This is a genomic window from Paenibacillus ginsengihumi DSM 21568, from assembly GCF_000380965.1.
GTDB classification, from domain to species: domain Bacteria; phylum Bacillota; class Bacilli; order Paenibacillales; family NBRC-103111; genus Paenibacillus_G; species Paenibacillus_G ginsengihumi.
Map to the genome: position 1 here is coordinate 25,274 of NZ_KB905570.1, position 21,304 is coordinate 46,577.

The 21,304-nt window shown below is 59.7% G+C and carries 14 protein-coding genes; 3 read left to right on the forward strand and 11 right to left on the reverse strand.

Annotation, left to right across the window (positions count from 1 at the left end; genetic code table 11):
• Positions 1-102: 102 nt before the first annotated feature.
• The 3 genes from F591_RS0113245 to F591_RS0113255 form a co-directional block, all read right to left on the reverse strand.
• Positions 103-1,752, reverse strand: a complete 1,650-nt coding sequence (locus tag F591_RS0113245) for a DUF4179 domain-containing protein (RefSeq protein ID WP_019535093.1) — start codon at positions 1,750-1,752, stop codon at positions 103-105.
• Complete coding sequence (locus F591_RS0113250; protein ID WP_019535094.1) at positions 1,745-2,266, reverse strand: RNA polymerase sigma factor; 522 nt, start codon at positions 2,264-2,266, stop codon at positions 1,745-1,747. Before F591_RS0113250 ends, F591_RS0113245 begins: the two co-directional genes overlap by 8 nt.
• Before the next feature lie 111 nt (positions 2,267-2,377).
• Complete coding sequence (locus tag F591_RS0113255) at positions 2,378-3,424, reverse strand: 2,3-butanediol dehydrogenase (RefSeq protein WP_019535095.1); 1,047 nt, start codon at positions 3,422-3,424, stop codon at positions 2,378-2,380.
• 194 nt (positions 3,425-3,618) lie between these two features.
• Between F591_RS0113255 and F591_RS0113260 the strand changes: the two genes are divergently transcribed.
• The gene (locus F591_RS0113260; protein ID WP_019535096.1) at positions 3,619-4,632 is read left to right on the forward strand and encodes a LacI family DNA-binding transcriptional regulator; all 1,014 of its coding nucleotides are present in this window, start codon (positions 3,619-3,621) and stop codon (positions 4,630-4,632) included.
• A 227-nt stretch (positions 4,633-4,859) separates the two neighbouring features.
• Here F591_RS0113260 and F591_RS0113265 read toward each other — a convergent pair whose 3' ends face one another.
• From F591_RS0113265 to F591_RS0113295, 6 genes are all read right to left on the reverse strand, one after another.
• Positions 4,860-6,743 carry a beta-N-acetylhexosaminidase gene (locus F591_RS0113265; RefSeq protein ID WP_019535097.1) on the reverse strand — a complete coding sequence of 628 codons (1,884 nt, stop codon included), beginning with the start codon at positions 6,741-6,743 and terminating at the stop codon, positions 4,860-4,862.
• Positions 6,744-6,855: 112 nt separating this feature from the next.
• Positions 6,856-8,703 carry a family 20 glycosylhydrolase gene (locus F591_RS0113270; protein WP_019535098.1) on the reverse strand — a complete coding sequence of 616 codons (1,848 nt, stop codon included), beginning with the start codon at positions 8,701-8,703 and terminating at the stop codon, positions 6,856-6,858.
• 305 nt (positions 8,704-9,008) lie between these two features.
• Complete coding sequence (locus F591_RS0113280; RefSeq protein WP_019535099.1) at positions 9,009-12,056, reverse strand: CBM96 family carbohydrate-binding protein; 3,048 nt, start codon at positions 12,054-12,056, stop codon at positions 9,009-9,011.
• 148 nt (positions 12,057-12,204) lie between these two features.
• A complete protein-coding gene (locus F591_RS0113285; protein WP_019535100.1) occupies positions 12,205-13,755 on the reverse strand; it encodes an extracellular solute-binding protein in 1,551 nt (516 codons plus the stop codon).
• A gap of 57 nt (positions 13,756-13,812) precedes the next feature.
• On the reverse strand, positions 13,813-14,685 hold the full coding sequence (locus F591_RS0113290) for a carbohydrate ABC transporter permease (protein WP_019535101.1): 873 nt from the start codon (positions 14,683-14,685) through the stop codon (positions 13,813-13,815).
• Positions 14,686-14,700: 15 nt separating this feature from the next.
• Complete coding sequence (locus tag F591_RS0113295) at positions 14,701-15,618, reverse strand: ABC transporter permease (protein ID WP_026326588.1); 918 nt, start codon at positions 15,616-15,618, stop codon at positions 14,701-14,703.
• A gap of 307 nt (positions 15,619-15,925) precedes the next feature.
• On the opposite strand from F591_RS0113295, the gene F591_RS0113300 reads away from it, so the two are divergent.
• Both F591_RS0113300 and F591_RS0113305 read left to right on the forward strand, forming a co-directional pair.
• A complete protein-coding gene (locus tag F591_RS0113300) occupies positions 15,926-18,226 on the forward strand; it encodes a helix-turn-helix transcriptional regulator (protein ID WP_019535103.1) in 2,301 nt (766 codons plus the stop codon).
• Positions 18,227-18,231: 5 nt separating this feature from the next.
• A complete protein-coding gene (locus tag F591_RS0113305) occupies positions 18,232-18,858 on the forward strand; it encodes a carbohydrate-binding family 9-like protein (protein WP_245581040.1) in 627 nt (208 codons plus the stop codon).
• A 94-nt stretch (positions 18,859-18,952) separates the two neighbouring features.
• On the opposite strand, the gene F591_RS0113310 is transcribed toward F591_RS0113305, so the two are convergent.
• Positions 18,953-19,969, reverse strand: a complete 1,017-nt coding sequence (locus tag F591_RS0113310; protein ID WP_019535105.1) for a Gfo/Idh/MocA family protein — start codon at positions 19,967-19,969, stop codon at positions 18,953-18,955.
• A gap of 55 nt (positions 19,970-20,024) precedes the next feature.
• Positions 20,025-21,251, reverse strand: coding sequence for an N-acetylglucosamine-6-phosphate deacetylase (locus F591_RS0113315; RefSeq protein WP_019535106.1), 1,227 nt, complete (start codon positions 21,249-21,251; stop codon positions 20,025-20,027).
• Positions 21,252-21,304 lie beyond the last annotated feature (53 nt).

The following is a 21,304-nucleotide window of genomic DNA, read 5'->3' on the forward strand; positions in this document are numbered from 1 at the left end:
TTTTGAAATGAACCTATCCTGATAATGTGATGATGATCGTCAACAAATTTTCAGTAACCGAAGGTGACGACCGAAGATGAAAGATTTCCTCGCCATAGGCGTCTAATTGATATCGATCTCCGCCTTGCGTTCGGGATCGAAGTAGCTGTAGAAGCCCGGATTGAGCTGAAGATCCTTGCCGGAGTCGGCCAGCAGCCCCGGATATCGCTCCACCCGTTTATTCGAACCGGTTCCGCCCCCCGGGGGCCCCGGAGGCATCGGGTTCATCTCGGGGTAAACCGGCTTCCTGTCGACGATGACCGATGTCTGCGAGATGCCCAGGAACCTCGGATCGCTGGACTCCGATTCGATGAGAAGATCCTGACCTTGCCGGTAATACGTAAACGTCACCGGGAAGCCGTCCAGGCTTGTTTCGATCGATTGCCGCGCTTCGGATACACCGTTTAACGGCAGCCGGTCCTTGGACCGTTTGGACACTCTCGCTTCGGATAGCTGCAGCTTCATGGGCACCGCGGACCAATCCCTGTACCACTCGGGCGACTCGAAGTTTAAGTAAGGACCGCCTTTTTCCGTTTCCCACATGCCGCCTGGAATGCTCTGTCCGTCGATCACCAGCTCCATTTTATCGAAGGACACGGAAGGGTCGTACGACGATTTCGTCTTCCGTATATCGTCTGTCAGGATACGAATCTTCAGCGGTGTAACGACGAGCTGCTTCAACTGAATGTCCGCATCTTGATCGACGAGGACCGGCTCCAGCTTTTTCACATACGTCGCCTCGCCTGTTCTCCTTCCGTCCGCTTCAAATTCGGCCTCCCACCGGCCGGCTATCGTGTGAACCGCCTCTAGCTGCTTAAAGCCAAGCTCCGCACGCTCCCAATCGGCATCGGCCAGGGGGAATACGTCCTGACGGAGCGTCGTCCCTTCTCGGTTCGGGGGCAGAACTGCGGCGTAGCTCGCGGCAACGGCTCGGTCTCCGATCTTCAACGTCAGCCTGGGGTCCAACTGCTGCAAGCTAGGCTGGTCACCCGTCATTTCGTAGCGAAGCGTCAAGACACCCTTATCCTGGATCACCGACACGATATTCAGCTTGCCGAATGCTGTCTTCGTATCGATCGACTGGCCTTCCCGCAGCGAGGCGAGACTGACATCAAGCGCCGTTTCTTTATATTTGTAAAACCGTACGTTTTGCAGGGAAAGCTGAAGCTGCTCCCGCTTCTTCCCCAGCCCGTACTCCGCTCCCAGCACGCCGGCCAGTTGGCCAGGGGCCGCACTCGCATTCGGGCGAAAACGGTCCGTAAGCGGAATCGTGCGCCCGCGGGAATTCGTCAAGGTCTTCTGTTCAAACGCCACCACATCGTACTCCGGCAGATGCGGCACATCCAACGTAAACGGCACATACAGCTGCTGTTCATCGGTTACCACGCCTTTGAGAGAGACCGAAGCGCCCTCGGAACGGACCGTAATGTCGAGGGGATTGCCGAAGCCGCTTTTCAGCGCGGTCGATATGCCCAGACGGTCGAACATTTCGTCCCACCCGAGCGTCGTCCCTGCCACCACGGGCGCCGCCACAAGCACAGAGGACAAGGCGATAGCTGCAGGCAGGAGCCGTGTGCGAGGGGCGCGGAAGGGCCGCGATCTTGCCGCCGTCTGATCCGCTTGGATTCGTTCCCACATCGCCTCAAAATCAGGCAGCGCCGGACGTTCCCTGCGCGCTCGTTCCAGCAATTGTTGTTCAACCCGATTATTCAAGGTAATCCACTCCTTTGATGTCCAATTGAGGTTGTTGGTCCATGCGCTTCTTGATGAGGTTCAGCCCTTTGTTCAGCCTGGACTTGGCCGTCCCGAGCGGAATGTCGAGCGATTCGGCGATTTCCCCCAGCGTCAGCTCATGAACATACTTGAGCACGACGACCTGCCTGATCTTGATCGGCAAAGCCTGGAACAAGCCCGCCAGTTCCAGCTCCCCTTCCCTGCGCATCAAGCTCTGGTCGGCTGCCTCGGACCGCTGCAGGCCATGAAGTAGAGCGTGCTTCAGCTCTTTCAGCACGCCGCGCTGCCGGCGCTCCAGATGGTTTTTGCATAAATTGGCCGCAATGCGGATCAGCCATGGCTTGATGCGTTCAATGCCGCTGCGGTCCGTCCGGAATGCCTTGATGAATGTCTCCTGGCACATGTCCTCCGCGTCGGCGGCGTTTTTGAGCATGTAATAGCACAAATAATACACGTCGTTTCTGTAGCTTTCGAAGATTTCCCGGTCGGTCATGTCTGCCCCCCTTCCGCCTTGTTCTGTCAATAAGACAATCAAGGCGGATATTGGGTTCGTTTTTTCGGAAAAAGAAAAAACACCGGGTCTCCCCGGTGCCTCAATTGCCGATCAAGCTTCGACCAAAATTTTGACTTGATTTTTCTCCTTGAGCAGCGCCTCGAAGCCTTGCTCGACGACGTCGTCGAGGCGAATCCGCTTGGTAACCAGCTTGTCTGCCGAGAAGAAGCCCTTCTCCATCAAGCGGATGACGGACGGGAACACGTTGCGGTAGCCGATGATTCCCTTGATCGTCCTCTCCTTCGTCACGATCTGGTTCGGCTTAATCGCCGCTTCCTTCTCGAAAATGCTGACGATCATCACTTCCCCGCCGATCTTGGCCGCGTCGATCGCCTGCTGCAGCACCGGAGGAACGCCGGTCACTTCGTACGTCACATCGGCGCCCCCGCCGGTTCTGGCGACAATCTCCTCCACGACGTTCGTCTGCGAAGGATCGATGACGATGGCGCCAAGCTCGGCCGCCTTCTGCTTGCGCTCCGCAGACAGCTCGACGGCATAAATCTCCGCCGCGCCGGCCGCCTTCAGCGCCTCGATGACGAGCAGGCCGATCGGCCCTGCGCCGAAGACGACCGCCTTGTCGCCGACGTTCAGGGCGCTTTGCCGGACCGCATACAGCGCAACCGCCGCCGGCTCGACCAGCGCCCCCTGCTCGTAAGACATCGTGTCGGGAATTTTGTGCACCATATGCTCGTCGACGACCGTATATTCAGAGAAGCCTCCTCCACCGCCGGCCAAGCCGTAGAAGCCCAACGTGCTGCACAGATTGTAGTTGCCTGCGCGGCACGCCGCGCATTCGCCGCAGTTAAAGATCGGCTCCACGACAACTTTATCGCCGACCTTCAGGCGCGTGACGCCTTCGCCAACCTCGACCACCTGTCCGGAAAATTCGTGGCCCATCACGATCGGCGCCTGCTCGCCGGTAATCGGATGCGGCGCTTCACCCGGGATGAAAATAGGCCCCGCTGTATATTCATGCAGATCGCTTCCGCAGATGCCGCACCATTTGACCTTCAGCTTGACTGCGCCTGGGCGCACGGCAGGTTCCTCGATCTCATCCAGACGCAAATCTTTAACCCCATGCCATCTCAACGCTTTCACAAGTCTCATCTCCCTAATTGTGTCAACAAAGCCTACTATGCTAAAATGCCTTAGAAAATCCGCCAAAAACTGAATCGACAAACAGGAAACGTTTCCGAAAATAACTATGACATAATCGCCACATATTTGTCAATTCTAAATAATAGTCCATTTTTATCGGAAACCTTTCCGAAAGAGAAAGGATGTTACTAGCGTTGGCCGAGCCTAAAAAAATCACGATCGAGGATGTAGCGAAAAAGGCGGGCGTCGGCATCGCCACCGTCTCCCGGGCCATCAACGACTCCCCCGGCATCAGCGCCCGAACGAAGGCGAAAATTATGCAGGTGATCGACGAACTGGGCTTCGTCCCGAACAGCTCCGCCCAAAGCCTGAAGGTGCGCCAAACGCGGCAAATCGCGCTGGCTGTCCCGGATATTCGCAATGCCTTCATCCCGGAGATTGCATGGTCGGTCGAGCAGGTCGCCCGGGAGCACGGCTACCGGGTCGTGCAGATCAATACGTCCGCCAATGCGCGGATCGAGCTGGACATTATCCGGAACGTCAAGACGCTCCACGTCGACGGCCTGATCATCCTGCCCCTCGCCTATCCGAAGACGCTCAAGGATGCGGTTGCGAGATCGACCTTCCCGATCTCCATCATCAACTACGGCAAACGGTTGCACGAGGGCATCAAGGCCGATGTCGTCAGCCTCGCAACGCAGGAAGGCCTGCTGGTCATGGAGCACCTGATCCGCATCGGGAGAACGCGCATCGCCTACGCCGGAGCGCCCAAGGACGTGATCGAAGAGCGATACTTCGCCTATGAACGCTCCCTGGACCGCGTCGATCCTGCGCTCGTCTTTTTCGGAGACGATTTCTCCATTCAGACAGGCAAGCAGGCGGCGAATTACTTCTATAGCCTGAAGCCGATGCCTGACGCCATCTATGCGGGCAACGACATGATCGCGATCGGGGTCGTCGCCCAGCTCAAGGCGCTCGGGGTGCGTATCCCCGAGGACGTCGCCGTCGTCGGGATCGACGACATCTTGTGGTGCACGATCACCGAGCCGAAGATCAGCTCAGTCAGCATCATGGGGATCGAGGTCGCCCGGGCGGCCACCGAGCTGCTGCTGAAGCGAATCAAGAACCAGACGGTCGGCGCTTACGAGCGCGTGAAGTTCCAGCCGCGGCTCATCGTGCGCGAATCGAGCGTCGCGGCGGAGCGCTGACGCAGGCAGCTCGCGCACTCCCATTTTACTCCGATGCCTGGAGCTCACACGCTCCCATAGTGCCCCGATGCCTGGGCCCCGCCCGAACGCATAGTGCCCTGATGCCTGGAGCCCCGCCCCCGCGAAGGCGAAGGCGGAGGCGGAGAGCTTGCTGCCCGGCGACCTTGCTGCTGTTCGCGGCAAACGCGCCCCTGACCGCCTTCCCCGCTTCCCTCTTCGGCCCGCCATCAACGAGACAGCGGGCTGGCAGTTGCTATGCGCTGATAAGTGCCGCGGCCGAGCGCGCCCTCCGGCATAGGGTACGGGGCGTCGTAGTACAAGCGCTCTTCCTCCAGCTCCTCGATGCGTTCGAGCCGGCCGGACGTATAATCGTCGATCCGCTGGCACGCCGTCTCCAGCCGCGACAGCACGCCGCCGTAACGGATGTCGAGCACCTCCCAGCCGAACGCCTTGCAGCGGGACAGCCAGAGCGCGCGATGCCGCTTGCGCAGCTCGTCGGCCATGGCGATGAGCTCTCCCATCTCGCCGCGCAGACGCTGCAAGCCGGCCCGATCCCGCCGGTCGTATGCCGCTTTCAAGCGAAGGCCGAGCTCGCTTTTCCCGGCGAGCACCGCGGCCAATTGGGCGTAGAAGCCGAACAGCGCGTTCCATTCGCCGTTTCGCCGCGCGGCTTCCGCCATTTCGCCCTTCAGCCTGGCATAATGGCCGGCAAGCGGCAGACCGGCGATATTGCCGTCGAACAGCCCGATCAGCGCGTCCTGCCAGAGCAGGCATTTCGCCGGATTCGACTCGTCCAGATTGCCCTCGGCGACGCCGGGGGTTTCGTCAAAGCGGTTCAGGGCGAGAAAATCGCCGTACCGGCCGCCCGTACAGAAGGCGAACCGCTCCGCCAAGCAGCGCTCATCGACCGCATCCGCATAACCGTGCTCGGCGAACAGCTGCAGGCCGGCCAGACCGGCAAAGACGCTCGTCTCCGCGCCGTCGTCGCCCCACATCGTGGCGAACACCTCGCGCACGCCCTCTTCCTTGCAAGCGGCCAGCGCCGCTTCGGTCGTCCGCACCGTTTTGCCGTAGTTCGGGGCAATCCCGTTCCACGTCCAGACGCCGCCTGCGAACACCGGCATGGAGCCGAAAGCGCGATGCCTGCGAATATACTCCCGATAGAACGACGCATCCGCGTGATAATAGTCCCAATACACAAACTGGACATTGCCGGGCATGCCTTCGATCACTTCCGCCGGGATATCCGCATCCAGATCGTAATAGCTGCCTGTCGCCGAACCGAGGCGAAAATACATATCGCTCCAGATCATCGGCTGCAGGCCGAGCTCGCCGGCCATCCTGGCGACGCGCTGCAAATGCTCGTTCATGATGTCGAACCGCTTGCGGTACCCGTGCCGGTCCAGATAGCGGCCAAGACCGAGCTGATGCGCTTCGTCCATGCCGATATGAATGCGCCTGCTGCGAAAAGGGGCGGAGGCAGCGCGCAGCATGCGCTCGATCAGCCGGTACGTCTCCTCCTCCCCGACCAGCAAAATATCCGGCGTATCCCGCACCCCCGCCGCGTAGTTCCACTTGAGCGCCTCGGTCAGATGGGCGAGCGTCTGAATGCACGGAGTCATCTCGATGCCCAGCTTCGCCGCGTAGTCGTCGCAGGCCCGCAGCTCTTGCGGAGAATATCGCCCGCGCATGTAGCCAAAATACGGATATTCCTCGATCGCGAACGTATCTTCCGTGTACAGCATCAGCCAGTTCAGCCCCATCAGCGCCATCTTGCGCAGCAGCAGCCGGACGGACTCGACCGTCAATACTGCGTTGCGCGAGACGTCGATCATCGCTCCGTTGCGCTCGAACTGCGGCGTCTCCGCGACGGAAAATTCCGCCCCGCGGCGGTAATGCTCCACCCACAGCCCAAGCGCCCGGTAGAAATGAATCGGCTGATCGTACCCGATCACGCCCCGTCCTTCCGAATAATGCGCGGACAATTGGCCTTCGGTATGCCGAACCTCGATCGTCAGCCCGTCATCCGACAGCTCGATGCCTAGATCTCCGCATAATAATGCCGCGCCTTCCAGCAGACCTTCGGTTTCGCCGATCAAGCGAATCTGCATCTGTGCAACCCTCCCTGCTTCCCGCTTCGTGATAGATGCCTATGGCGAGCGATTCCTTTCATCACCGATTCCCTGCGCTTTGCCGGCATACTCTCAGGCTGCCCGCGGCCGCTCAGCTGTCATGGCTCTGCGGCAGCAGCGTTTCGTCCAGCCCGAGTTCCTTGTACAGCGTCTCGTTCAAATAATCGTGCAAATAAAAGCGCGACAGCACGTAATGATCGGCCATATCATCCGGCTGAAAACGGCGCAACACGGCGGTCATCCGCGGCCTGACGCGCTGCAGCCCCGAGCGGTTCCGGACATAATTGTTCAGCAGCGAGCGGCGCTCCGCCCCGTCGCCGGGATACAGCCGCCAGCGGTAGGCGTATTTATGAATGGCCCGCGAGCGGTCGGTCGCGACCTCGAAATCGTGCATGACCGCGATGAGCTCGGCGATGTCGCGATGCCGGACCGCCTCCTCCGTAAAATGGCGGATAATGAAATAGTAGTCTTCATTCGTGTAACGGCCGACCTTGGCGGCAACCGCAGCGGGGCGCAGCCCGTGAAAGACCGCCATAAACCGGTCAATATAATCTTCGCCGCCGCCGGATCGGTTCCAGGTAACGTCGGCATGATAGCCGTTCACATACCAGGTCGTCTCGAAGATGCCGTAAGGGGTGCCGAGGCTGAAGGCGGCGGTCCAGTTGGTGCCGATCACGCAGTCTATATCCAGCTTGGCAGCGGTATCCCGCCACTGCTTCAGGTTGTCGAGCCGGTTGACCGCCACCGGATAATTCTGATGCTCCGCCCAGTCGAAGCAGCGAACGGCCGGCGCTCCCATCACGTCGATGCCCAGCCGGCGGAACTTGGCCGTCAGCGCGGAAACTTCCGCTTCAATGTTGCGGTAGTTATAGATCCAGATCATCACTGCCACCCGCGGGTCCAGCGTTTGCAGCAAGTCCTCCGGGCATTTGTCCAGCATGTCGTGCCAAATGACCGGTTGTTTGCCGCGCGCGGCGGTATACTCGATCATCCGGTTGACAAAGTGGATAAACGCAGCCTCCCGCGAACCGCCGAACCGTTCCCGGCACGTCTCGCATTCGCATAAGCTGTACACCTCGTCGCAGCCCAAATGCACATACGGCGAATCGGGATGCGCCGCGATGATTTCGTCCAGCATTTTCGTCAGCAGCTCGTAAGAGCCGGGCTTGCAGGGGCACAGCTCGCCGGTCGATTCCGGCGTCTCGCGCAGAGGCGCGTAAGCCTCGTGCCGCAGCACATACTCCAGATGGCCGAACGTCTGCTGCAGCGGCATCACCTCAATGTAATGCTCTCGCGCCGCCTCCAGCAATCGCGCCAGCTGCTCCTCCGTAAAAGCATGCTTCGGATGGCGCAGCACCGGATCGCAGCGAAACGGGAATTTGTCTTCGTACTCAATCAGCAGCGTATTGATCTTGAATCGTGCGAACTGGGCGATCGCTTCCTCCAGCTTCTCCAGCCGGGAATGCGTCTGCCGGAAATCGAAGTGCATGCCTCTGCGCGCCGTATCGGGCCAATCGTGGATGTCGGCGCACGGCAGCGAATCGCCGGCAGCTGTATCCAGCAGCTGGCGCAGCGTCTGCAGCCCATAAAAGAGGCCCGCCGCGCGAACTGCGCGAACCTCGATTCGTTCCGGCCGGACCGCTAATTCATAGCCCTCCTCGATGCCGGAGGAAGGGACGGCGATACCCGTCACGTCGGCTGGCTGCCCGCAACGGCTCGCTCCCAGGCTCACGGCATATCCGGCTCCCTCGGGCGCCTCTCCTCCGACCACCGGAATACCGGGAAATTCGCGCTGCAGCAAGCGGAGAATGCGGGAGTCGGGCTGCTCCAGCCTCACATGAAAAACGCAGTCCTTCGTCCGGCGAAACGCACCTTCACCGCTATAGCGAATATGCCTAACCTCGGGAATCGTAACGAACGGTGGGTTGAACTTGCTCACAGTATCGTTTCTTCCTTTCCATTCCTGTTTGTGTCAGGAATAGGGGGGAACGTCCAGTTCCACGCCCATTTTCCTTGTGTCAGTATCAATGGGAGTCTGCCAGAATCCCGCCCATTTTCCTTGCGCCAGTATCAATGGGAGTCTGCCAGAATCCCGCCCATTTTCCTTGCGCCAGTATCAATGGGAGTCTGCCGGAATCTCGCCCATTTTCCTTGCGCCAGTATCAATGGGGCATCCGTCAGCTCCACAACCATTTCCTTGCGCCCGCCTGATCGGGCAGCCCAAATTCGCGCTGCGCGCGGATGCTATGGCTGGCTTATCGCCAAATATGGCGGATTACTCGCGTTCTCCTTGCTGTTTATCCGGATAACGACTCCTTTGGTCGATTCGTCCATCAGCCTGAACGTCGCCATGTTGTCTGTCTGGGCGGATACGAAGGAGGTGACATCCAGCTGGTACCATCCCGCCTCGCTCACATGGACCGTGCCGAGCGGTATCGCCCCGGACGTCAGACGGTTGTTCCAGTTCATCGTCCCTTCGCTCCAGCTGTCGGCATCATAGCCGTAGACCTTGACCGGAACCGCTGACATGGGCTGTTCGGCCACATAGAAGGACAAGACCGCTTGCCCGAGCGGCCCGTTATGGGCGCTGAAATCGAATTTCATATAAGCGATCCGGTCGCCGCCGCCCGCGGCATTCGGAATGTCGGCCAGTTCCAGCACCGGTGCGGAGCCATAGTTCGCCGCAGGATCGTTCTGGTACACGTAAGTATCCTCCGCCGCCGTAACGACGAAGGCCGGTTCCCTCTCGATCTCGATCGTATACGTATCGACGGTGCCTTCCCGGTTATACACGAGCACGCGCAGCGTATTCGCGCCCGCCTGCAGGGCGATGGGCACGGACGGCTGGCCGCTCTGAACCGCCGCGCCGTTGACGGTCGCCACGCTGCTTGCGGCGGCGGTCTCCAGCGTCGCCCAGACGTACGCCGTCGTACCCGGCACGCTCAGCGCATAGCGCGTCGTGCCCGCGGCAAACGGCAGAGGAATCGCGCCGCCTGGCCCCGCCAGCGACAGCGACTGCAGCCCGGACCACGGCGTAAGCGCCGTCTGATGCGGGCGGTCGTAAGCCTGCGCCCAGTAGTAGCCGGCCGCTCGCAGCACCCGCGGCTCAAACCCGGCCTGCGCGCCTGCCGGAATCGCCTCCGACGTAAACGTGGCCCAGCCCTGCGCATCGGTCAGCGCCGAGACATACTTGCCGCCGGCGTGCGTAAACCGGCCCTCCACCTTCGCGCCGGCCAGCGGCAGTCCCGTCTGCATATCGATCGCCCGCAGCGCGGCCACAGCCCGGTTGCCGACGGCATCGACGCGCAGTCCGTCCAGAATGGCCGGCTGCAGCGCGGCGGCGCCTGTCGTCACCGAAGCCTGCGGCGACAGCGGTCCGATATTGCCCTGCAAATCCCGGGCAGCGACCCGGTAATAATAGGTCGTATTCGGCAGCAGCCCGACGTCGTTGAATGACAGTCCCCTGGCGAGTCCGGCGATATGGGAGGCGTCCGGCGTAAACCCGTCCACGGTGCTGCGGTAGATGATATACCGGTCGATCTCCGTATTGTCGAAAGCCATGCCGTAGGACAGCTTCACCGCCTGGTAGCCATCGGCCTGAGCGACAGGACCCGAGCCGACGGCGGTCGGCGGCTGCGTATCGGCCGGCGGCTGCCAGGCGTAGCTGCCGACGCCCCAATGGGACGGCAGCATCCGCACGGAATCATAATGGTGCACGGCGATGCCGCCGAACGCGCTGCTGCCGCCGTAGGCCGCGTACACCTTGGCAAGCTCCGCCTCCATATGGACGCGGCCTTCCTCCCAGAACGTAATCGTCTCGGGATCGCCGCTGTTTGCGATATCGAGGGTTTCCACGCCGATGACGACCGAGCCCGGCTTGCCGATCGTAGTCGCATACGCGATCTCGCCCTGCGCCCCGGCGATGATGCCGGCCGATCCGTCAGCCGTATCGCGGTAATCCATGATCGAAATATAATCGCTGATGTCCTGAATATGTTCGGAGAGCCATTTCGACTGTCCGTTCCAGACGATGGATTGCGCCGTTTCCGAGGTATCGTACCATTTCGGAATAGCCGGGCCGAACGGCAGATTGATGCCGGCGGCGTCGCGACGGCCGATCATTTTTTGCAGAAGGTCCAAATACTGCCTTTGCAGCCAGCGGTCGGCGTCCTTGAAATCAGGCGATATATACGGCTCGATGTCGACATTGATGCCGTCGAATTTGCCGCCCGAGCCCGAGGCGAGATTAAAATTGATCACGCGCTCGATCTCGCGGACCGCATAATGGTGGTACTTCTCGTAAGCGCCCATATAGGGCGGCGAAGTGCCTCCGGCCACCAGCGCGTACACCTGATAACCGCGCTGATGCGCCCATTCGAGGAAGGCTCGCACGGCGTCCGGATCGTCCTCCAGCATATCCATTCCCGCGAACGCACCCACCGACATATACAGCGTTGTGATCGGATCGGAGGCGAACGTCGCCGTATCCTGGGCGAACGCATCCAGCACGTCGCGCGATCCGGGATTGAGCAGCAGCTTATACGCTTCCGGCTCCCAAATCCACATGGCCCGGTCATGACTCGCCATATGGAAAGGCTCGCTCGTGCCGGTCCCTACCTTGGCATACGTGGTAGGGCTGAGAGCCTGTTTGCCTCCTGCACACGTCACCCGCGCCTCAAGGCTCAACGTCCGGTTGCCCAGCGAAGCGGTGTCCCACGCCAGCGTATAGTAGGTGCCGTCGAAGGAGGCTTGCTGCCATGCGCCGCTGTTGATCCGCACCTCGACCGACTGGACAGCCGTCTGGGACTGCACCGCCACCTGGATGTCCACCGTGCCGCTGAGCGATACGCCTTCGGCCGGACTGACGATATGCACGATCGGCGCCGCAGCCGCCGGGTTATTCACCTGCAGGATCAGCGGCTCGCTCCACACCCCGTAGCGCGTGTCCGCATCCAGAGCGCGGGCACGAACCTCGATTTCGCCGACATACGCCGACAAATCGAGATCGTAATGCCACGTTCCCGACCCGTCGCCGTCCTCGTCCTCCGTAAGCGCTGCCACTTGGGTCGTCCCGGCGATGTACAATCTGAGATCATACGCATTCGTATACGTGCCGCTGATCCTTACAACAGTAGGGCCGAACGTCAAATTCGGCTCCGGCGAGTCAATCGTGACTGCGCTTGCTCCCAGCGCCGGAGCCGGCGCAGAGGGCCATGCCACCAACAGAATCAGCGCCATCAGCAGCGCCAGCCTTCCGCTTCTGATTCCCCTGCTCAACCGTACACCCATCATGAGTCCTCCCTCTCCTTACAGATGGTTTCAGACGCCTAGGACAAGCCGAGCATTTCGTCACCGGTCGTCCGCTGCGGCCTAGCGAACAATGGCCGGAAAGAGGGCGCTCTTGAATGCAGGTCATTCAAGAGCGCCGATAATCCATCGGTTATTTCGTCTTCAGCTGTACGCTGTCCATCCGCTCGTAAGCCGTCTTGTTCGTGTCGATCAGCTTTTGCACGCCGAGCGCTTTGATCTCTTCGACATATTTCTCCCATTCGTCCAGGCTGCGCGTGCCCGTGACAAACTTGGCGAACGATTCGTCGCGGTGCTTCTTCACCGCCTGGCCGGTCACGGACAACACTTCGTTCTCCGCCTCCGTAAAGGCCGGGCGAGGCTGCATCGCCGGCGGATCATATTTGGCTGCTTCCGTGTACGCTTTTTGCAGGTCTGGCGAGAACAGGGACAGATGCGCATCGAAATCGATCCACGTATACGTGCCGCTCGTTTGCAGCCCGGTTTTCTTGCGCATTTCGGTCACATCGGTAAATTCGGGCTTGAATTTCTTCTTGCCGTTCTCCATCGTATACGTCTCGCCCTCCTTGCCCCAGCTTGCCAGCGTCCGGCCTTCCTCGGTGTAGAAGAAATCCATGTACTGCATGATTTCTTTGATCTTCTTGGAGGTCGAGGCCACCGTCAAGCCATTTTCCAGGTAGTGGAAGTACGGATTTTGCTGCTTGCCGCCGGGCAATCCGGCAGGCGGAGCCATAAACTGCATGTTAAATTCCGGATTTTCCTTGCGCATCGCATTGTTGAAGAAGTCGATCCGGCTGATATAGTCAATCGTGATGAACGCTTTGCCCGTCGATACGGCATCCTGCCACTGCTTCGTCTGCAGCGACAGAAAGTCCGGCGGAATCAGGCCGTCCTTATACAGCCGGTTCAGCGACGTCAGCAGCGCCTTGTACGATTCCTCGATCGGGCCGTAGCGCCATTCCTGCTTGTCGAAGTCGTAATAGACATCCTCGCCCGTCCCGAAATTGGCGGTCAGGTTCGCATTCATCTCGCCGGGAATTTGGCCGTAGCGGAACGTCAGCGGGTAGCTGTCCGGATACAGCTCCTTCAGCTTTTTCAACGTCTCGTACAATTCGTCGTAGGTTGTCGGCACGCTCAAGTTATGCTTCTTGAACACGTCCTCGCGGTACATCCAGACCATCCGGTTCGTCTCGCCGAAGCCCTGGTTCGGGAACATGTACATTTTGCCGTCGGAAGACAAGGCGGCCTTCGCTTCATCCGGGTACTGCTCGATCCACTTTTTCAGATTCGGCGCATCGTCCAGATAGTCGAGCAGGTTGACCAGCGCGCCCTGCTGGCCGAATTTGTTCGATTCCCGGCGGCTCGGCATGAAGAGCAGATCGGGAAGATTGCGCGACACGATAGCCAGGTTCAGCGAATCGGACAGCTTGCCCGACGGCGTCTGCACCTCCAGGGTAACGCCCGTCTTCTCCTCAATCCACTTCCACACCGGCCAATCCTTGGTGTACGGGAAGGTAGCATTGCTGTCCAGCAGCGCCGTGAACGTGTGCTTCGCCTTCCCCCCCGGCGATGGCTCGTTATGCGAAGCCTCCGGCTTCTCCTCCGGGTTGCCCGAGCCGGAGCATGCTGCGAGCGTGAGCAGGGCCGTCCCGAAGACCGCGGCCAGTCCCATTGCTTTGTTCATCGTCCATTTCCCCCTTCTGGATCATACATTCAGCATACTGCTTCAGGTCCCGCCATCCTATCCTTTGACTGCGCCGATCATGACGCCTTTCACAAAGTATTTTTGGATAAACGGATAAATAAGCAGTATAGGAAGCGTGGATACCATAATCGTAGCAAACTTGAGCGAGTCTTCGACGATCTGATCATCACCTCCGATTCGGGTAACATCGCCCGAGCTGACGTTGCCCGCCAGCACCAGATTGCGCAGCAGCACCTGCAGCGGGAACAGATCGGGATCGCGCAGATAGAGCAGCGGCAGCATGAAGTTGTTCCAGAGGCCTACGGCATAAAACAGCGCGATCGTCGAAAATACAGCCTTCGACAGCGGGATGACGATGCGGAAGAAGATGCCGATATCGTGCAGCCCGTCAATCCGCGCCGATTCCTCCAGCTCCTTGGGCAGCCCGTAGAAGAACGTGCGCATGATGATCAGGTTCCACGTGCTGACCGCTCCCGGCAGCACCATTCCCCAGATCGTGTCCGTTATGCCCAGCGAACGGACGACAAGGAACGTCGGGATCATGCCGCCGCTGAAAAACATCGTGAAGACGATCATTAGCGTAAACGTCTTGTGAAACATCATCTCCTGGCGGGACAGCGCATAGGCCCCCATCGCCGTGACCATCAGCGCAATGGCTGTGCCGACTACGGTATAGACAATCGTATTCTTGTAGGCTAACCAGATTTTCGGGTCTCCCAGCACGAGCTCATACATTTTAAAATTAAGCCCCTTGGGCCATAAGGTGACTTCGCCTTTGATGACGTGGATGTCGGAGCTAAGCGAGACGGCCAGCATATACAAGAACGGATACAGCGTCGCGACGACGATCGCCAGCAAAATCAGTGTGTTGACGACGGTAAACCAGCTGAACCGCAATGTCGTTCTCATCGGATATCCCCCCCTTTACCACAAGCTGGTTTCGCTGATTCTGCGACTAATGGCATTGGCCCCGATGATAAAGATCAGGCTGATGATGCCCATGAACAGATCGATCGCCGCGCCATAGCTGAAATTGCCCTGCTCCAGGCCGACGCGGTATACATAGGTGCTGATAATGTCGGCGGTCTCGTAAATGGCCGCATTTTGCATCAAAAATACTTTTTCGAACCCGATCTCCAGCACTTTGCCGACGTTCATAATGAGCAGAATCACGATGGTCGGAGCGATGCCCGGCAGCGTGACGTTCCACAATTTGCGCCACCGTCCGGCGCCGTCGATGCTGGCGGCTTCATAGAGCATCGGGTCGACCGCCGTCAGCGCCGCCAAATAAATGATCGTCTCCCAGCCGATGTGCTGCCATATTTCCGAGAGCACATAGATCGTCCGGAACATGCCCGGCTCCATCATGAAGTTGATCGGATCGAATCCGAGCGATTGGATGATCTTGTTGACAAGACCGCTCGTCGGCGACAAAAACATGATCACCATGCTGGCGACAACAACGTTCGAGATGAAGTGCGGCAGGTAGCTGACCGTCTGAACAAACCGCTTGAACACCGCGTTCTTCAGCTCGTTCAGCAGCAAGGCGAGTATAATCGGGGCCGGAAAGCCGAACACCAGCTTGTATAAGCCAAGCAGGAACGTGTTGCGCATTAATTGAAAGAAATCCGGATTTTCAAAAAACATTCGGTAATACTTGAAGCCGACCCATTCGCTTGCCGATATGCCTTTGAACAAGTTGTAGTTCTGGAACGTGATCACGAGCCCGAACATCGGGGCGTATTTGAAAATCAGGTAATATAAGAGGCAGGGCAGGAACAATATCCATAAATATTTGCTCTTCCGCCATGCCAACCTCCAGTTTCGCGACTGTGCCATCATGTGCGATTCACCACTATTCTCCAAAGTTGTCGTTCCGGCGCTCACCCTGCGCGTCTCCGGCTGCGGCCGGGTCGTGATCCGCCGATGCAAGACCGAGTATACCCGCATTTCCCGGCCAAAGATATCTCCACCTTTTTCACAAAATGATGCCAATATCGGAAATCGGAGATTCTGAATACGAATCCATAAAGATGTATATTGTTCAATGAAATCGGAAGGAGCTAATATGAATATGAAGAAGAAGTAAAAAGCGATGGGCGCGGGAGAAGACGAGCGTTGCTGCAGACACAAAAGGGGGGGACCGGGCGTGCATCGGCTGGACAAGATGAAATGGATGGGCGGTTCCTTGTTTTTCAGGCTGCTGAGCAGCTTCCTGGCTGTCATTTTCATATTCACGCTATTTAACGTGTTCACCTTTATTTACTTGAAAAATCGCATCCTTGATGAAATCATCGTCTACAACAATCAGGACATCGATCATACCGTCCAAGGCTACGAGCATCACTTCCGGTTAGCGCAAAGCACGATCGCCAGCCTCAACCAGAGCGACAAATGGATCTCCGACCTGAACGCGCTGCGGCATGTGAAGGCCAACAACAGCTATGAGCGCGCCCTGGATATCCAATCCGAAATCAAGCTGCTGTATGCCAATCCGTTCCTGCATATTGAGAATTTCATTTTATATTTCCGCAACGATGCCTATGTCCTGGAGAAGGAAGGCACGAGTTCGGCGGCGGATATGTTCGGCAAATTTTACGCGAGCAGCGATTACCCTCCGGCGTTCTGGGAGCGGCAGTTCGACGATCCGGCGGCCTTCCGCATTTTGCCTGCTTCGGAATTCAAAGAAAATTACATGCATTTGCAAAAGTCGCGCGGCCTGCTTCTGCCCGTGCTCGTCAAGCCGTTCGCGTATTCCGATCTGTACTACATCGTGCTGTTCGATGCGCGCAAATTGCAGGAAACGTATCACTCGTCATCGCTGCACTCCTTCTTCATCCTTGACGATGAAGGCCGGACCGTATTTGCCTCGCATTCGGGCGGCCCGGACACCGACGCGGACACGGACGCACCCGCCGTCGCCGGTGCATGGCCCGCCTTTGGCGGCGGCAGCGGTTATGTTCATGCGGGCGGACATTATTATTTCTATAAACAAGGCGACGTTACCGGCTTCACTTATGTCAGCAAGGTGCCTGTGGCCAGCGTCACCTCGCAGCTAATCAAGCTGAATCTGGTGCTGATTGCGCTGCTAGTCGTCGCCGTCGCAATCGGCGTCAGCACCTCCGTGCTGTTCGCGGTGCGCTTCAACAATCCGGTTCGCCGCCTTCTCGATTCGTTTCAGAAGCAGGAGCCGGGCGTGCTGCCCCGCGAGCCGATCCGCGAGTTCAATCTGCTGGGCCAATGGGTCAGCGATATGTGGCGGACGAATCGGGACATCCGGGATGACCTGGTGCGCAAAACGTCGCTGCTGCGGTATTACGCTTACACCAACAAGCTGAAGAACATTCATATGAACTTCGCCGAGCTGCAGGAGCTTGTCGACATCGCCAAGCCGTTCCGCTTCGTGCTGCACCGGGTTACCTTTAAAACCGATTCGCCCTTGCTGGTGGACCAGGAGCGCGCGATGTATTATATCCGCGAGCTGATCGACAGCACGCTCGTCCTGGCCTTTCCAGAGTCGTTCACGTTCCAGATCGAGCACGATCTCGTGCTGTCGCTCGTATATGCCGAAGGGGAGCCTTCGGAAGAGGCGCTCATGGGCAGGCTGGAGCAGCTGAGACAGGTGCTGGACGTCGATCTGGAGAGGATCGTGCTGACGATCGCGGTCAGCGACGTGTACCGGGATTCGGCCGCTTTCCGGCAAGCGTTCGAGCAGGCGTCAGCGATGCTCGGCCAGCGCCGCCTGCGCGACGGGACGCAGATCATCCGCAAGCTGGAGCCGGAGCGGAAGCGGATCGTGCTGACCGCGGCGGACGAGGAGGAGCTGCACACCAAGCTGATGTCCGGAAGCGAGTCCGCCGTTATGGATTGGGTCGTGCGCCGCCTGGACAAAGCCGATCGGAGCGGCGCTTTGGAACGGGAATACGCCGCGCTGGCCTCCGATGTCGCCAAGCTGGTCGAGAAATCGGTCATCCGGCTTCAGCTGCACGAGGCATACGAGCAGAGCCGGCATGATTCGGCTGCGCCGGTGCATAGCTTCCACAGCCGCGAGCAGTATGAGCAGTGGTTTCGCCAGCTGTTCGCGCCGGCGCTGCAGCTGATCGCCAGCCGTTCGCAGACGCGGGACCCGATCACTGACTTTGTGCTCAGCTACGTGGACAGCCATCTGAGCGAGGACATCTCGCTCGACCTGCTGGCCGACAAGCTGAACTTGACCCCAGGTTATCTGTCCACGTATTTCAAGGACAAAACCGGCCGCAACTTCAGCGATTATTTGAATGAAACGCGGATGTCCCGGGCCAAGCGTCTGCTGCGGGAGCCGGAGCGGCGCATTCAGGATGTCGCGGCCGAGGTCGGTTACCGCAATGTCAATTCATTCATTCGCACGTTCAAGAAGTTTGCGGGCATGACGCCCGGGGAATATCGGAAGAAAGGCTGGGATTTGCCTTGACGCGAGTGCATCGAATCAAGCGTGTGGCGACGCCGGACGGCGGCGGGGAGATCGACTGGAGGCGCATCGCACCGCTCAGGCTGAGCCATGTATTATGGCTGGACGTTCCTGCGCCGGATACGGAGGTGCAGCTCGCTTATACGGACGAGGCGCTGCATGCCCGGTTCCGCGTCGACGAAGCGTCTCCGACGGTCCGCCATCTCGGCGTGCAGGTGCCTGTCTGCAAGGATAGCTGTGTCGAGTGGTTTTTGCAGCCACGGCCGGAGGACGATAGCCGCTATGTGAATTTCGAGTGGAATGCTGCCGGCGCGCTGCGGCTGGCCATCGGCTCCGCTCGGCATGATCGGAGCGACGTGCCCGGCGTGTCGGCGGAGCTGTTCCGCTGGCGCGCGGCCACGGGCCTGCAGGATGAACGCGGCGCGTTCTGGACGCTGCAATTCGCGATCCCGTTCGCCTGGCTGCAATCGCTATATCCCGGCTTTCAGCCGGAGCCCGGCTGCCGGATGCGCGGCAATTTCTTCAAATGCGGAGACGAGACGCCGATGCCGCATTACCGCAGCTGGAGCAAGGTCACGTCGGACACGCCGGACTTTCATCGCAGCGCCGATTTTGGGGAATTGGTGCTGGAGTAAACGATTTCGGGGAAGACATCCCGCGCTATCGCTCTCCGCAAAGCTTAATCCGCTCGAAATGAATGGTTTCGGATTGCAACGCTTGCCAGCCGCCTTATTTCGCCTGCCGCAACGGCTGGCCAGCTCCGGCCAGCACGACTTCGCGGCCGGTCTCGTGAGAACGGTACAGCGCCTCGACGACCTCGATGATGGCGCGCGAGTACGCCATGGTGCACAGCGGCTCGCGGCCGGTTTCGATGCTTGCGATGAGATCGCGGATTTGCAAGGCCATAGGGTTCGCCTGATCGGACGGCACGAGCGGTTCGTAATCCGCATCGCCGCGGCTGATCCAGGCGCCGACTCCCGTCTGCAGCCGGATGCGGCCTTCCGTGAACGACAGTTCCGTGACGTTGCTCGGGCTTCCCCGGTAGCCGGACTGGACGATGGACGAGCAGACGCCGCTTTCGTGCTGGAGCATAACGACGCCGCTCCCTTCCACATCGCCCCGATCGCCGAAGAACGTTAAGCCCGCCTTGACGGAGACAATGGGAGAGTCCGTAAACCAGAGCAGCTTGTCGATGGAATGCGAGCCGAGGTTCATCATGATGCCGCCGCCGGAGAGCGCCTTGTGCAGAAACCAGTCCGGACGATTGGCCCGGAAATAGTTCAGATGCCGCGTATCGCTGATCATGACGAGCCGGCCCAGCTCGCCGGAGCGGGTCGCCGCTTTGACAGCGCGGTTCTCGGGGAAATAATGCTGGGTGTGGCCGACGAGCATCCGCACGCCGCTCGCCTCGACCGCCGCGATGATCTCGTCGCATTCCCGCGTATTCAGAGCCATCGGCTTCTCCAGCAGGATGTGGCAGCCTGCCTGAGCAGCCCGAATCGCCGCTTCCCGGTGCAAAAAATGCGGCAGCGTAATAATGGCAATATCGGGACGTTCCCGCGCGAGCAGCTCGCCGTAATCGGTGTACAGCTTCAGCCCCGCATATTTCTTGTGCAACTCTGCCAGACGGCGCTCGCTCGTCTCGGCAATGGCGACCGCCTGCGCTTGTTCCACGCTGTCCATCGCCTGCAGATGCGCCTCGGCAATGATGCCTCCGCCGATAATCGCTATGCTGTACTTTTTCAAATCCGTCTCCTCCCTCCGGCTTGTTCAACGTTCCTCGGATGGCCCAGCTGCCCCTTTACGTCTTGGCAAGCAGCGGCACCCCGCGCTTGTATACCTGCTGCAGGCTGAATCCGGCGCTGCCGCGGCGAAACAGAATGAGATCGGCTTCAGCCCCCGGCTTCAAGCCGTCAAAAGCAAGACCCGCGAGCTTCGCCGGCCGCGCCGACGCCATATCGAGCGCTTCGGCCAGAGGGCAATCGGTCAGCCGGGCCATCTCATGCACGCATTCCAGCAGCGACAGCGCCGCGCCGGCCAATAGAGCGGGCTGATCGGCCATTTGCAGCCTGCGCGATGGCAGCAGCTCCACCTTGCCGCCGACATGCGTGGTGTAGGTGCCTGGCGCAAGGCCGGCCAGATGCACCGCGTCGCTGACCAGAACCAGCTTCTCCCGCTTGGCGGCTCTGAACACCTTCAGCACGGAAGGATGAAGATGGTGGCCGTCGGCGATCGCGCTCGCCCACAGACGATCTTCGCCGAGCTGGCTCCAGATGCAGTTCGGGTGCCTGGGCAGCAGCGGATGCGCGCCGTTGCCGAGATGGGTGGACATTCGCGCGCCAGCCTTCACCGCCGCCTCGATCTCCTCGGGCCCGGCCGCCGTATGGCCGATGCTGGCGATAATGCCTTCGCCGCACAGCCTGCGAATGAACAGGAGCGCGCCGTCCCGCTCCGGAGCGAGCGTCACCAGCCGGATGCGGTCGCCTGACGCCTCGCGCCAGCGGGCGAACTCTGCCCAATCCGGGTCGCGAATCCACCGCTTCGGATGGGCCCCGCGCGGTCCGTCCTGTTCGGAGAGGTAAGGCCCCTCCAGATGAATGCCCGCAATCACCGAGTCGGTAAAACGGTCCTGTTCGCAAGCGATGCGGACAGCCGTTACAATGTCCATGATCTGCCGGGACGAAGCGGTGATGACGGTCGGATAGCAGCGCGTCGTTCCGCTCCCGGCAATCGCTCTGGCCAGCCGATGCACCGTAACAACCCGCTCCTCCAGCTTCACGCCGGATGCATTGAGATCATGGCCTTGAAAACCGTTGATCTGCAGGTCGATCAGGCCGGGAGCGACCCACAGCTCGCCGCTTCCCTCCTCTGCGCGGCCTGCCGCATCTTCCGCAGACCGGACATCCCTGATGGCCGGACCGTCGATCGTAATCGTCAGCCGCAAACCGCTGAATGCGTCCCTTGCATGGATTCGCACGGGTTCCGCCATCGCCGACGTTCCTCCGCCATAACCGTCATATGCACTCATTGCAGAACGCCTCCTTTTCGCGCCGATAACGCATTCATGATTCCTATCGCCTT